At 72.2% G+C, this 15,326-nt stretch carries 4 protein-coding genes; all 4 read left to right on the top strand.

The window, feature by feature from the left end:
* Nucleotides 1-20 precede the first annotated feature (20 nt).
* The 4 genes from AT699_RS20435 to AT699_RS20420 all read left to right on the top strand — a co-directional run bounded on the left by AT699_RS20435 (nucleotide 21) and on the right by AT699_RS20420 (nucleotide 15,123).
* Nucleotides 21-719: an STN domain-containing protein gene (locus tag AT699_RS20435; RefSeq protein WP_058207438.1), complete on the top strand. Its 699-nt coding sequence runs from the start codon at nucleotides 21-23 to the stop codon at nucleotides 717-719.
* A gap of 11 nt (nucleotides 720-730) precedes the next feature.
* The gene (locus AT699_RS20430; RefSeq protein WP_223203209.1) at nucleotides 731-1,267 is read left to right on the top strand and encodes an RNA polymerase sigma factor; all 537 of its coding nucleotides are present in this window, start codon (nucleotides 731-733) and stop codon (nucleotides 1,265-1,267) included.
* A gap of 4 nt (nucleotides 1,268-1,271) precedes the next feature.
* Nucleotides 1,272-2,237, top strand: a complete 966-nt coding sequence (locus tag AT699_RS20425; protein WP_024069662.1) for a FecR family protein — start codon at nucleotides 1,272-1,274, stop codon at nucleotides 2,235-2,237.
* A gap of 193 nt (nucleotides 2,238-2,430) precedes the next feature.
* The gene (locus AT699_RS20420) at nucleotides 2,431-15,123 is read left to right on the top strand and encodes a filamentous haemagglutinin family protein (protein ID WP_145964697.1); all 12,693 of its coding nucleotides are present in this window, start codon (nucleotides 2,431-2,433) and stop codon (nucleotides 15,121-15,123) included.
* The last annotated feature ends 203 nt before the right edge of the window (nucleotides 15,124-15,326 follow it).

The following is a 15,326-nucleotide window of genomic DNA, read 5'->3' as shown; positions in this document are numbered from 1 at the left end:
CTTAGAGACATCGGGGTGTTATGACAGTCACGCAGGCGCCTGGGGCCGCTTGGGCGTTCGCATGGTGGTTCGCGCTCGGCCTGTCGATGCTGCCGCCGGCCGCGCTGGCCCAGCAACGGGCCGCCGAAACCGCGTTGATCCCGTTCGACATCGCCGCGCAGCCGCTGGATGCGGCGCTGGCCGCGTATACCCAGGCCACCGGCATGGCGGTGCTGGTCACCAGCCGCGTGACGGCGGGCCGACAAGGCGCCGCGGTGCGCGGCCGCCTGGCGCCGCGCGAAGCGCTGCGCCAGTTGCTGGCCGGTACCGGCCTGCAGGCGCGCTACACCAGCGCGTCGGCGTTCACGCTGGTGGAGGCGGCGGCTCCCGCGGCGGCGGCGCGCCCGCCGGCCGCCGGCGCGCCGGCGGGCGCCGTGACGCGCTACGCCGGCGTGCTGCAGAACACCGTGACGCGCGCGCTGTGCCAATGGACCGGCGCGCAGTTCGGCCGCTACCGCGCCTCGCTGCAATTGTGGATCGGGCGCAATGGCGTGGTGCGCCAGGCCCGCGTGCTGGCGGGCACCGGCGACGCGCGCCGCGACGAGGCGCTGGCCGGGGTGCTGGCGGGATTGATCATGGACACGCCGCCGCCGGCCGACCTGCCGCAGCCGGTGACCATCGTGCTGGCGCCGCGCCCGGATCCGCGGGCCGATTGCCGCCTGGCCGGCGCGGCGGGTTGACGCGCATGGCCATGACCGGCGACGCCCTGCGCAACCTGTTCCTGTCCAAGTACCAGGAATTCCGCAAGCGCCTGCGCATCCGGCTGGGGTCGGAAGACCTGGCCAACGACGCCATGCAGGAAGCGTGGCTGCGGGTCGACAGCCTGGCCGAGACCGCGCCGGTGGAGTATCCGGCCGCCTATCTCTTCAAGATCGCCTCGAACATCGCCGAGGACCAGCGCCGCGCCAATGCGCGCATCCTGTCGATGGCCGAGATCGAGGAGCTGTACGACATGGCCGACGAGGCGGCCGGCCCGGCACAGGTGGCGGAGGGCCGCCAGCAGGTCGAGGCGCTGGAAGCGGCGCTGGCCGAACTGCCGCGCCGGCGCCAGGCGATCGTGATCGCGGCGCGGGTGGACGACGTGCCGCACCGCGAGATCGCCGAACGTTTCGGCATCTCGGTGCGGACCGTGGAAAAGGAATTGCGCGCGGGGCTGGAGCACTGTTGCGAGAAATTGGAAAAAAAGTATGTCCAGCGCTACGGTCCCCAGGCTCGGGAAACGTCTTAGCTATATGACACCCCTGTTCAGACGCTCCCGCCCCGGTGGCGACCCCGCGGCCGCGCTCAAGCGCGAGGCCCAGGCCTGGGTCGTGCGCCTGGCTTCGGGCCGGGCCAGCGTGGCCGATGGCGAGGCCTTTCGCCGCTGGTGCGGACAGAGCGCCGAGCACGCCCGCATCTTCAAGGAAACGCGCAGCGCCTGGCAGCAGTTGGCGCCGGCCGCGCGCCAGGTCCAGGCGGCGCAGGCGCGCCGTGGCCGCAGCGCGCGGCCGGCGCGGCGCGCCTTCCTGGGCGGCGCGGTGGCGGCCTGCGGCGCGTGGCTGGCGTTCAAGCCGCCGCTGGGCCTGTGGCCAGCCGTCGACGAACTGACCGCCGACGTGCGCAGCGGCACCGGCGAGCAGCGCCGGGTGGCGCTGGCGGGCGATGCCAGCGTGCAGTTGAACACGCAGACCCGCATCAACCTGTCGCGTAGCGGCCAGGCGCAGCAGATCGACCTGCTGGCCGGCGAGGTCGAGCTGGCGACGGCCGGCCAACCCGTCAGCCTGACGGCGGGCGCCGGCCGGATCAACGCCACGTCGGGCTGCGTCAACGTGCGCTACACCGACGGCCAGGTCCGCGTGACCTGCCTGGAGGGCAGCGCCCGCGTCACATCGCGGCAGGACTCGCTGGAACTGACCGCCGCGCAGCAGGTGGTGCTGGGCGCGGCCGGCGCCAGCGGACCGCGGCGGGTGGACCTGGACGCGGTCACCGCCTGGCGCCGCGGGGTGCTGGAGTTCAACGGTGTGCCGCTGGCGCAGGTGGTCGACGAGATCAACCGCTATCGCCCCGGCCGCATCGTGCTGGTGGGCGACCGCCTGGCGGGCAGCCTGGTGCAGGCGCGCTTTTCGCTGGACCAGCTGGCCGATGCCGCGCTGCTGATCCGCGACGTGTACGGCGCCCAGGTCACGTCGCTGCCCGGCGGCATCGTGCTGCTGAGCTGAGCCGGCCGCAGGCGGCCGCCGCCGCGTCCAAAACCTGAAATATGAATTTTTTGTGAAAAAGCGCAGTCGATGACGCTTCAGACGGTCTAGGCACCCATGCGCAGAATCGCCCGGTCCGCGCCGCCGTTTTTTCCCGGCGAACCGGCCCCGGCGCTGCAGATGCCAGATCCGATTCCAGGAAGGAAAAGCCGTCATGCCCAGCCGTAATCACGCTCTTGTTTCCCGCAGTTCCCCGCGGCGTTCGCGCCGTCCCGCCTGGCGCCTGAGGCCGGTGACGCAGGCGTTGGCGGTGCTGCTGGTGGCGGGCGGCTGGAGCGGCGCGGCGCAGGCGCAGGCGCGCGCCTTCAGCCCGGCCTGGTTCGCGGACAAGGGCGCGGTGCAGTCGACCGCGCAGCGCACCGGCCGCATGCCCGACGGCAGCCTGGCCGGCATCGGCAACAGCGCCCGCCAGCAGGCGCAGTCGCGCCAGCAGTTGCAGCGCTCGCTGGACAACCTGAATCGCACCGCCGCGGCGGTGGCCGCGCAGCAGGCGGCGCAGGCGGCGGCGCGCGCGGCCGCGGCGGCCAACGGCGCCGCCGTGCCGGACGGACTGACGCAGGGCGGGCTGTGGATCGCCGAGGGCGCGCAGGCCAAATGGGAGGGCGCCAACAAGCCGCGCACCGGCACCGAGGGCGGGCGCCAACTGGTGACCATCGAGCAAACGCAGTCGCGGGCGATTCTGAACTGGGACACGTTCAACGTGGGCCGCAACACCACGCTGCGGTTCCAGCAGAAGGCCGACGACGCGGTGCTGAACCGGGTGGTGGGCGCGTCGGCCCGGCCCAGCCAGATCCAGGGCGCGATCCAGGCCGACGGCACGGTGCTGGTGGTGAACCAGAACGGCGTGATCTTCAGCGGCACCAGCCAGGTCAATGCGCGCAACCTGGTGGTGGCCGCCGCCACCATGAGCGACGCGCAGTTCCGCGAGCGCGGCATCTACGCCGACGCCGACGGGAAGATCGCCACTTTCCAGGACGCGCTCGGCAAGATCGAGGTGCAGCCCGGCGCGCGCCTGGCCACCGCCGCGCCCGGCAGCGCCACGCGCGGCGGCGGCTACGTGCTGCTGGCGGGCAAGGAAGTGCTCAATGCCGGCGAGATCAGCACGCCGCAGGGCCAGGCGCTCCTGGCTGCCGGCGACAATTTCATCATCCGCCGCGGCCAGGGATCGGACAGCAACATCGCGTCCACCACCCGCGGCAACGAGGTGCAGGTGGCCGGCGCCGGGCTGGCGCGCAACACCGGCCTGATCCAGGCGCCGCAAGGCGACGTCACCCTTACCGCCCAGCGCGTTGAGCAGGCCGGCGTGGTGGTGTCGACCACCTCGGTCGACGCGCGCGGCACCATCCATCTGGACGCGCGCGGCAATGGCGCCGCCGTGACGCTGACCGAGAGCGCCGTCAGCGCCATCCTGGTGGACGCCGGCCTGGCGACGGCGCTGGACGGCCAGCGCGGCAGCCTGCTGCAACCGGCCGTGAGCGGCAATACCGCGCTGGTTCCCGGCGATGAATTCCGCCGCGACCTGTCGCTGCTGCGCATCAGCAGCCAGGGCACGGTGGATTTCCAGGGCGGCTCGCTGTCGCTGGCCACCGGCGGCCAGGTGGCGGTCAAGGCCGATGGCCGCGCGCTGGTGCGCGACGGCGCCCGCATCGACGTGAGCGGCGCGGTCGGCGTGAGCGTGTCGATGGAGTCCAACAACCTCAAGATCAACCTGCAGGGCAACGAACAGCGCGACGCGCCGGTCAACCGCGACAGCAAGCTGCTGAACAACAGCGAGGTGTGGCTCGACCGGCGCGACCTGGTGCGCCTGGCGGCGGGCAGCGGCGGCAACGACACCGACCGCTGGTACACGGCCGGCGGGCTGCTGGAAGTGGGCGGCTACCTGGGCACGCTGGGCGTGCCGGTGAGCCACTGGCTGGCGCAGGGCGGGGTGGTGCGCTTCGATGGCGCGGAGGTGGTCACGCAGGCCGGCTCGGCCATCAACCTGTCGGGCGGCACGCTCGACGTGCAGAGCGGCGAGATCCGCCAGAGCTGGCTGCGCGGCGAGGACGGCCGCCTGTACCTGGCCGACCGCGCGCCGGGCGACCTGCTCTACAGCGGCCTGTACCGGGGCTACGAGGCCGTGTCGCGACGCTGGGGCGAGAACGCCACGCGGCGCTTCTACAACCCGCTGATCGCGCCGCCGACGCGCTACGAGTCGGGCTACACCGTGGGCCGCGACGCCGGCACGCTGGTGGTCTCGACCCGCAACGCGGTGCTGGACGGCGATCTGATCAGCGACACCTACCAGGGCGACCGCCAGACGCGCGCGCCGGTGGCCGGCCAGGACGGCTACAGCCAGTCGCACCGCAACGCGGCGCGTGCGGCGCAGTTCGTGGTGGGCAGCTACAAGCCGTACTACGACACCGCCGGCAATTTCCTGCGCTACCAGCTGGGCGCCACCGGCACGGCCGCCGAGGTGGCGGTGGGCAAGGACCTGGCGGGCCGTTCCGCCGGCCTGGACCTGGCCGATGCGCTGCCCGCCGACCTGACGGGCAAGCTGTTCCTGGACGCCGACCGCCTGAACGGCTTCGGCCTGGGCGCCATCCACATCGCCGCCAGCCGCGGCATCAGCGTCGACGCCGCCTTGCGCAGCGCCGATGGCGGCGAGATCACTCTGTACGCGCCCACCGTCGACATCAACGCCGACCTGGTCAGCCGCGGCGGCCTGATCCAGGCCGGCAACCTGCTGCGCCAGCCTGGCCAGACCGGTCGCGTCGAGGACGTCGCGCTGGCGCCGGCGGCCGGCGCCAAGGCCGCGCTGCGCGTGGCGGGCGGGGTCGTGCTCGATACGCGCGGCGTGTGGAGCAACCTCAAGCAGGACCCGGCCGCGCAACGCGGCCTGGCCGTCATCGATGGCGGCGGCGTGTCGCTGCGCGGCACCGGCGACATGGCGCTGGCGGCGGGCAGCCTCATCGATGTGTCGTCGGGCGCGGCGCTGCTGACCAGCGGCGCGGTGCAGGGCGGACGCGGCGGCAGTGTGACGCTGGAAGCCAACGCCGTCAGCACGCAGGCCGAGTCGGGCGGCAAGGTGTCGCTGGCCGGCGCGGTGCGCGGCTACGGCGTGAGCGGCGGCGGGGCCTTCAGCCTCGCCAGCGGCGGCACCGTCGTGCTGGGCGGCCCGGCCGACGGCCTGGCGGCCGATGCCGTGCGGCTGGATCCGTCCTTGTTCCAGGCCGGCTTCGCCAGCTATGACATCAACGGCCATGGCGGCCTGCGGGTCGCCGAGGGCGCCGACATCGCCGTCGCCATGCCGGCATGGCGCATGCGGCGCGAAGCCGGCGCGCTGCCGGTATCGGGCGCCGACCCGGCCCAGGCCCTGGCGCTGTGGACGCCGCCGCTCTACACGGAAGATCCCAAGCGCGCCAGGCTGAGCCAGCGTGGCGGCGCCAGCCTGACGCTGCGCTCGGATCGCGCCGCCCTGGGCGGCGTGCTCGAGGTGGGCGAGGGCGCGCGGGTCGCGGTGGATCCGGGCCAGTCGATCCGCCTGGTCGGGGGCGACCAGATCACGGTGCTGGGCCGGCTGGTGGCGCCCGGGGGCCTGATCTCGATCCTGGACACGCGCGTGAATTCGCAGCAGAACTACACCCCCAAGGCCAACGGCCGCTCGGTGTGGATCGGCGGGCGCGCGGTGCTGGACGTGGCCGGCGACAGCCACGTCGCGCTGGCCACCGACGGCCGCCGCTATGGCGTGGCGCGCGCCGGCGGCAAGATCGAGATCGGCGGCATGCTGGACTGGGAAGCCGATGCCTACGCTCCGCGCCGGCCGATGGATCGGCACCTGATCCTGCGTCCCGGCTCGCTGCTGGACGCATCCGGATCACAGGCGCTGGTGGACCTGCCCGGCCGCGGCGCCACGCTGCTGGCCTACAACGGCGGCAGCATCGTGCTGGCGTCGGCCAACAGCCTGTACCTGGACGGCGACCTGCGCGCCGCCGCGGGGGGAGCGGGCGCGGTGGGTGGCACCCTGGGCGTGGCGCTGGCGCCCGCCTTCTACCTGAGAAGCCTGGCCGAGGCCGCGGTGCTGACGCCGCGCGTGCTGACGCTGTCGCAGCAGCGGGGCGCCCCGCTGCTGCCCGCCGACCTGCGTCCGGGCGAGCTTGCCGCGGACCTGCGCTATGGCGCCGGCGGCCTGGGCGTGGATCAGGTCCAGGCCGGCGGTTTCGGCAACCTGGCGTTGTTCGCGTCGGTAAGGGCCGAGAAGGGCCTGTCGCTGGCCATGCCCCAGAGCCTGCGCCTGTCGGGCCCGTTGATGCTGAGCGAGAACGCGCCCGCGGACAGCCTGGTGCACCTGGCGGCGCCCTATGTGTTCCTGAATCACGCGGCCTATGAGCCGCCGTTGGGGTCCGACAGCGTGGTGCAGGTCGGCATAGTGGCGCCGGATTGGCTCAAGCGCGGGCATCGCCTGGTGCTGGACGCCGGCATGATGGATCTGCGCGGCATGCGCGACTTGCGCAGCTTCGATGATGTCCAGATCAACCTGACCGGCGACCTGCGCCTGGCGAGGGTGTCGGTGGGCCAGGACTTCAATGGCAATACGCTGCTTGGCGCGCCGAACCGCCTGACCATCACCGCGGCCCAGATCTATCCCACCACCGGCGGCGGCGGCGGGATCGCCGCGGGCGAATACTACGGGCAGGGGGGCGGCAATGTACTGAGAAATCCGAATGCGGTGCTGACGATCCGGCGCGCCACGGATGAATTGCCCGATATGCCGTATTCCGCCTTCGGTTCGGTGACGCTGTCGGGGCCCAATATCGTCCAGGGCGGCGTGGTGCGCGCGCCGCTTGGCTCGATTTTCTTCATGGGGCCTGAAGACGCGCCGTCCAGCGTGCGTTTCCTGGCCGGCAGCGTAACGTCGATCAGCGGCCAGGGGCTGGTAATGCCCTATGGAGGGACAACCGACGGCATCAAGTACCTGTACGGCGGGCAGGAGATCCGCACCACGGGCGTGGGGGGCAATGATCTGAACGGCGCGCCGCCCCGCATGATCCAGATCAACATGAAATCCATCGTGGCCGACGCCGGCTCGCTGCTGGACCTGTCAGGCGGCGGCGAACTGACCGGCGCCGCGTTCGTGCGCGGACGCGGCGGTTCCGTGGACGTGCTCAAGTACGCCATGGCCGACGCCAATCCCGGCTTCGGTTTCAGCAAGTCCGGCAATGCCGTCTATGCCATCGTGCCCGGCTTCGGCGGCGACTATGCGCCGGCCACGAAAGACGCCGCCATGCCTGCGTACGGCCAGCGCGTCACCATCGGCGCCGGCGTGCCGGGCTTGCCGCCCGGCACCTACACGCTGTTGCCCGCCAATTTCGCCATGCTGCCGGGCGCGTTCCGCGTCGAGGCTGGCGCGCCGGGCGTGTTCGACGCCGCGCAGGCCGCGCCGACCCGCGGCGGCTCCTGGGTGACCACGGGCCGGATGACGGCGCCGGGCGTCAACCCGGGCGCGGTGGCCGCCAGTCAGCTGCTGGTGACGCCGGGCGACGTGGTGCGTCGCCATGCGCAATACAACGAAACCTCGTACAGCGCCTTTCTGGTGGCGAACGCGGCGCGCACCGGCACGCCGTTGCCGATGCAGCTGGCCGACGCGGGCATGCTGCGCCTGAAACTGACGCCGGGCGCGGGCCGCGAAGGCACGCCGGCCCTGTCGTTCGGCGGCGTGGCGCGCTTCTCCGCGGCGCCGGGCAGCACCGGCGCGGGCGGCACCCTGGCCGTGGACGTGCGCGGCGGCGGCCTGGAAATCCTGAGTCCGGGGCAGGCGCCGGCCCTGGCCGGCCCTGGCGTGGCCGTTTCCGCGGACGCGCTCAACGCCCTGCGTCCGGCGCGCATGGTGCTGGGTGGCGTGATAGGCGCCTCCACCCAGGCCGATGCGCTCGGTGCGATCAGCCTGGGCGGCGACGCCCAGCGCGTGCTGGTGCGCGGCGGCGCCAGCCTGTACGCGCCGGAGATCGTGCTGTTCTCACCCCACAACGGCAATATCACCATCGAGCAGGGGGCCGTCCTGTCCACCGTCGGGCTGGGGCCGGCGCCGCAGGACGCGCGTGGCGGCTATTACTATTCGGTCCAGTCCAACGGCGCGCTGGTCCTGTCCAATGGGCTGGTCAACCTGCGACCGCCGACGCAGGACGGCCGTGTGGCCATCGACATCGGCGCCTGCGCGGGTGTCTGCTCGGGAACCACGCGCCTGGTGTCCGAAGGCACCATCGGCGCCGCCACCAACGGCGCCTTCACGCTGCGCGACAACGTCGAGTACGGCACGCGCAACCTGATGCTGAGCGTGTCCGGCCTGAATCTGGGCTCGCCGCAGGCGCTGGCCCAGGCCGCGGCGGCAGGACAATTGCCGCCCGGACTGGCGCTGGACCAGGATGCCCTGGCGCGGCTGCTGCGCGGCAATACGGCGTTGGGCGCGCCCGCGCTGGAAAGCCTGATCTTCAATGCCGCCGAATCCATCAACGTGTATGGCGCGGTGACGCTGGACACCCGCGCCGCGGCCGGCCCCTCGGCCTTGCGGCGGCTGGTGCTGGGCGCGCCGGCGGTGTATGGCTATGGCGCGGCGGGCGACACGGCGCGCATCAGTGCGTCGGAATTCGTCTGGGCCGGCTCGGTCAGGGCCGCGGTGGCCGGCAACGTGCCGTTGGGCTACGACCAGCCCGCGGCGCCGGGCGGCGCGGTGCTCGATCGCCTGGGCGACGGCAGCCTGACCATCGCGGCCGATGTCATCCGCTTCGACTACTCGCCCTACACGGTGCCGGCCTCGCTGGTGCCGGCCAACCGGCTGGCGCTGGGCTTTGCCGCGGTCAACCTGGAGGCGGCCCAGATGATCACGGGCGTGTCGACCGGCAGCCTGCACGTCTATCACAAGCAGAACGGCTATGTGGCGGAAGAAGGCTGGCGCTACCAGGGCGGCGATCTGACGCTGCGCACGCCGCTGTTGACGGGTGAGGCGGGCGCGACGCTGGCGTTGCGCGCCGGCGGCGCGCTGGCGCTGACGGGCACCGGCGCCGTGGCGCCCGCCCGCGACGTGCTGGGCGCCACGCTCGATCTGAAGGCGCAGCGCGTCACGCTGGATTCGACCGTGGCGCTGCCGTCGGGCAAGCTGGCCGTCAAGGCCGATGGCGACATCACGTTGGGCGCGGGGGCGCGCATCGACCTGGCGGGACGCGCCTTCACGGCGTTCGATGCCACCCGCTACAGCTGGGGCGGCGACCTCGAACTGAACAGCGTGGCCGGCAACATCGTCCAGGCCGCCGGGTCGGTCATCGACCTGTCGGCGCGCAACCAGCGCGGCGGCCGCATGCAGGCCTTGGCGCGGGGCGCGGCCGGCGGCCGCGTGGCGCTGGACGGCGTCATTCTGGGCGGGGCCAGCGGCGAGCACGATGCCGGCGGCACGCGCGTGCCCTATGACGGCGCCGAGATCACCCTGCGCGCGCAGACGCTGGCGGATTTCGCCGGCCTGAATCAACGCCTGAACCAGGGCGGCGTCACCGGCGCCCGCCGCTTCCAGCTCAAGCAGGGCGATCTGGTGGTGGGCGACGAGGTGCGCGCGCGCGTGGTCGAGATCAGCGTCGACGGCGGCAGCCTGACGGTCAATGGCCGCATCGACGCCAGCGGCCGCCAGGTCGGCAGCATCCGCCTGGCGGCACGCGACGACCTGCGCATCAACGGCCTGCTGGACACGCATGGCACGCGCCTGCGTCTGGACAGCTATGGCAAGGTCATCGACGCCGCCAACCGCGCCATCATCGAACTGACCTCGCGCGACGGCACGCTGGCGCTGGACGCCGGCGCGCGCTTCGATCTGCGCGCCGGCACCGACGACGCCAGCCGCCTGGGCGGCCGCCAACTCGGCACGCTCGACCTGAACGCCCGCCGCCTGGGCGGCGGCGGCGAGCGCGGCGCCATTGCCGGTTCCGGCGACGGCGCCAATGACGTGGCCATCCGCATCACGGGAACGCCGCAGATCCTGGGCGCCAAGACCGTGGCCGTGAATGCCTTCCGCCGCTACGACGACGCGCCGCTGGCGCCCAAGCCGGACGTCAGCGGCAAGACGCCGCAGCTGATCACGCAGGCCTACCTGGACGGCATCGACGGCGAAAGCGTGGCCTACATGAACGCCGCGCTCGGCAATGGCGCGCTGGCCGCCCGCCTGGCGGCCCTGGGGCCGTACCACCTGCGTCCCGGCGTCGAGATCGTCAGCGCCACGCCCGATGGCAACCTGACGGTGTCGGGCGACATCGACCTGTCGAACTACCGCTACGGCCCCAACGCCAACCGCGCGGTGGCCGCGCTGCGCGGCTACGGCGAGCCCGGCAAGCTGGTGCTGCGCGCCGGCGGCGACCTGGCCATCCACGGCAGCATCAACGACGGCTTCGCGCCGCCGCCCGAGACCCTCGACGACAGTGGCTGGAAGCTGGTCGAAGGGCGGTTCCTGGACAATGGCCAGACGCCGTTCGGGGAAGACCTGGTGGTGCCCATCGATGGCGTCCAGCTGGAAACGGGCACCATCTTCCCGGCCGGCCGCGCGCTGAACTACGACCTGCCGGCGCAGGCCGCCACGCTGCCGGCCGGCACCGTGCTGCCGATGGCGGCGACGCTGAACGGCCCGCTGGCGCTACCCGCCGGCCTGGTGCTGACCGGCGACCTGACGCTGGCCGACGGCCGCGTGCTGCGCGCCGGCTCGGTGCTGCAGGAGGCGCTGACGCTGGGCGCGGGCGCCCGTCTGGGCGTGGGCTTTACGCTGCGCAACGAGGCGGCGCTGCAGGCCTTCACCTGGCCCAAGGGCGTGCCGCTGCCGGCCGCGCTCAAGGCCAGCGCGCGCCTGGACCTGGCGCGCGGCTCGCTGATCCCGTCACAGACCTTCATCGAACTGCCCGGCGACCAGCCCATCAACCTGCGTCCGGTCGGCCCGGACGGCCGGCAGGGCCGCAACTGGGCCCTGGCGCCGATGCTGGGCGAAGGCGCCAGCGCCTGGAGCCTGATGGCGGTGGCGGGCGCGGACCTGACCGCGGCCGACATGGCGGCGCGGCGCGCCGACGGGCAGGGCGACATCATCCTGGCCGACACGCACTACGGCCGGCTGGGCTTTGGCACCAAGACCATCACCAGCGTCTTCATCGGCGACCGTGTGCTGACGCAGCTCGCCATCACGGACCTTGGCTTGGACCCGTCGTTGCTCGGGACCTCGCCAAAGGCCATCGCCGAAAGCTTCTTCATGACCGAGGATGAGTTCTGCGCTGGCACGGGCTACTGCGAAACGGCCTCGCGCACGCTGACGCTGGCCGGGGCGATCATGTATTTCGGCGACCCTGCCTACGTCGGCTACTCCGTCAGGAAACTGGCGGAAGAGTGGTTCATCGATGAGAACGAGGTGTGCTTCGACGCCAGTTATTGCGAAGGCGGCGGCCGCATGGAGACCACCGTGAAGCGCGACTACCGCTACGCGGACCGCGCGCCGCTGTTCAGCGTGCTGCGCACCGGCACCGGCGACCTGTCGCTGCTGGCCGGGCGCGACGTTGGCATGGCCTCGGTCTACGGCGTGTACACGGCCGGCGCGCCCTCGTCGCTGGGGGCGCCGCTGGACGCGCGCTTCAACCTGCCGCGCGGCACCACCGACGATGACGCCGTGCTGGGCACCATCCAGCACGACGGCAAGTACGACGCGGCGCTGGCCGCCTATCGCGCCTGGTACCCGGACCAGGGCGGCAACCTGACCGTGGCGGCGGGCCGCGACATCTACGGCGATGCATGGAGCGCGAATTCCATGAACGCCCAGCGCTATGGCACCCAGGATGTCGAATACACCAAATACCCCAGCGCCGCGCTCAGCAACTGGCTGTGGCGCCAGGGCAGCGTGGGCATGCCGGGCGTGAACGACATCGCGTCGAGCTGGTGGATCAACTTCGGCACGTACGCGGCCAATGCCTCGACCAACAGCCAGCAGCCGCGGGTCGTGGGTTTCACCGGCTTCGGCACCCTGGGTGGCGGCAATCTCAGCCTCAGCGCCGGACGCGATGCCGGCGTGCGCGATGCGCGCGGCGACGCGCTGCTCAACAACAATCTGGCATCCGGCCGTTCGCAGGCCCTGGTGGCCGTGGTGGCCGGCACCGGCCGGGTGGTCGACGGCGACCTGGTGTTGACGGGCGGCGGCGACATGGATCTGCGCATCGGTGGCGCGTACAACCCCAATCTGCGCGCGATGCAGCAGACCGACGGCAGCGCTGGCACCGGCACCGGCTATGCCGGCAACTTCGAGGATGTCGATCTGAACGGGCTGCTGGTCAATCTGCGCGGGCAACTGGCGTTGACGGCGGGCCGCGTCGGCGGCATCTCGCTGTTCTATGGCGACGGCGCCCAGCTACGCGCGCCCGATATGTCCGCGGTGGGCGGAGGCAAGCCCATGGGCGGGCCGCGCCTGCTGCTGGGCGATGCGGTGGCCTCGCTGGATACGCGCGGCGACCTGGTGCTGGCCGATGCGCCGGACCCCGGCCGCGTGCGCCAGATCAACACCAGCCCCTACACCCAGGGCAGCCTGTCCAAGGGCGGCGGCGCCGAAAGCTGGTTCACGTTGTGGACGCCGGCCACGGCCATCGACCTGTTCTCGGCGGGCGGCAACCTGACGCCGCTGACCACCAACAATACCTTCAAGCCGGGCACCGACCTGCAGATCGATGAAACGACCCGCTTCGGCGCGCAGCGGCAGGTGAGCTACCTCTACCCGTCCAAGCTTGGCGTGACGGCGGCCGGCGGCAATATCATCCTGGCCGCCACCACGCGCGAGGCGGAAAGCGTCAACCACGTGCTGTTGCTGGCGCCGTCGTCCAGCGGTGAATTGTCGATGCTGGCCGGCGGCTCGATCTTCGCCGCGGGCGCTCACGCGGTGTCGATCTCCGGCGCGGACACGCCGCTGCCGACGCCGTGGCGCCCCGGCTTCATGGCCATCAATGCGGGCGAGAACAACGACCAGACCATCTTCAATGTCTCGGTCGAGGGCAACAAGGTCTGGCAGAACTCGCCCAAGCCGTTGTTCACGTTCGGTCCCAATACGCCATTGGATGCGTCGCCGCGCCAAGGCGGAACGGCAGTGGCGCGTTTCCATGCCGTGGATGGCGATATCGTCGGCCTGCGCGCCGGCGCCGAGACGCGGATCATGACGGATGCCTTGCAGGGGCGGCCGCGCACCGTGCTGACCTGGTACGAGGCCGCATTGCCGGTCTCGGTGCGGGCGGGGCGCGACATCCTCGGGATGAGCGCGCTGGGCCTGCACAGCAACGCCAACGACCTGTCGCAGGTGAGCGCCGGGCGCGACATCGTGCGGGCCGACCTGACGGTGGCCGGCCCCGGCACGCTGCTGGTGCAGGCGGGCCGCAACATTCGCCAGGACGACGTGGCCAGCATCGTCAGCGCCGGCGCCATCGTGCGCGGCGACGCGCGCCCCGGCGCCAGCGTTGCCGTGCTGGCGGGCGTCGGCCCGCAGGGGCCGGACTACGCCGGCCTGCTGGCGCGCTACCTGGATCCGGCGCGGGCGCTGGCCGCCGGCCAGACGCTGGGAGCCAATCCGGACCGCGTGGTGCAATCCTACGCCGGTGAACTGTCGCTGGCCGGCTGGCTGCGGCAGGTGTATGGCTACCAGGGCGACGAGGCCGGCGCGCCGGCGGAACTGTCGCAGCGCCAGGCGCAGCTGGATGCCGAGGTGGCGGCCGATCCGTCGCGCAAGCGCCGCGACCTGATGCAGGACTATCGCCAGGAAAGCGAGCTGCACCTGGTCAACTGGCTGCGCGCGCACCATGGCTACGACGGCGGCGAAGACGGCGCGCGCGCGGCGCTGGATGCCCTGGCGTCCGAGCAGCAGGGCATCTACGCGCGCCAGCTGTACTTCGCCGAACTGCGCAAGGGCGGCCGCGAGTACAACGAGCAGGGCGGCCCGCGCAGCGGCAGCTACCTGCGCGGCCGCCGCGTCATCGCGGCGCTGTTCCCGCAGACCGACGCCGAAGGCGCGCAGCGCTTGTACCAGGGCGACTTCACCATGTATGGCGGCGCCGGCCTGCGCACGCAGTTCGGCGGCAACATCCAGGTGCTGACCCCGGGCGGACAGCAGGTGCTGGGCATCGAAGGCGCGGCGCCGCCGGCGACGGCGGGCGTGGTGACGCAGGGGCAGGGCGACATCCAGCTGTACGCGCTGGGCAGCGTGCTGCTGGGACAGAGCCGCATCATGACCACCTTCGGCGGCCACATCCAGGCCTGGTCGGCCGAGGGTGACATCAACGCCGGCCGCGGCGCCAAGACCACCGTGCTGTATACGCCGCCCAAGCGCGTCTATGACGCCCTGGGCAACGTCACCCTGGCGCCGACGGCGCCGTCCACGGGCGCCGGCATCGCCACGCTGGCGCCGATCGCCGAGGTGCCGGCGGGCGACGTCGACCTGATCGCGCCGCTGGGCACCATCGACGCGGGCGAGGCCGGCATCCGCGTGTCGGGCAACGTCAACGTGGCGGCGCTGCATGTGGTCAATGCCGCCAACATCCAGGTGCAGGGCGACAGCAAGGGCATCCCGGTGACGGCGGTGGTCAACACCGGCGCGCTGTCGTCGGCCAGCGCGGCGTCCTCGGCCGCGTCCGGCGCGGCGCAGGAATCGGTGCAGCGCGCCCGCCAGCAGGCGCGCCAGAACCAGCCGTCCATCATCAGCGTGCAGGTTCTGGGCAACGGCAACGAACCGCTGACCGGCGCCGGCGCGACGCCGCAACCGCGCGCGGCCGCGCCGTCCTATCGTCCCGACGGCGTGGTGCAGGTGCAGGGCGTGGACAACGGCGGTTGATGCCGGGGTTGCAACCGGTCGGAAAAAATCCGGCCGGTTGTCATGCCCGCGTCATGAAAGCACGGCGCAAAACGCGTGGCAGGGCCCGGTGAAAACCGGGCCCTGATTCTTTTCTGCGCACCTTTTCCGCGGGCCGGCGCTGTTTCATGAAATTTTTCTTACAACGCGCAGTCCGCGCCGTCCGGGAACGTCTAGTAACAAGC

The sequence above is a fragment of the Achromobacter xylosoxidans genome, assembly GCF_001457475.1.
GTDB classification, from domain to species: Bacteria; Pseudomonadota; Gammaproteobacteria; order Burkholderiales; family Burkholderiaceae_B; genus Achromobacter; species Achromobacter xylosoxidans.
This window is presented reverse-complemented; position numbering and strand designations above follow the sequence as displayed.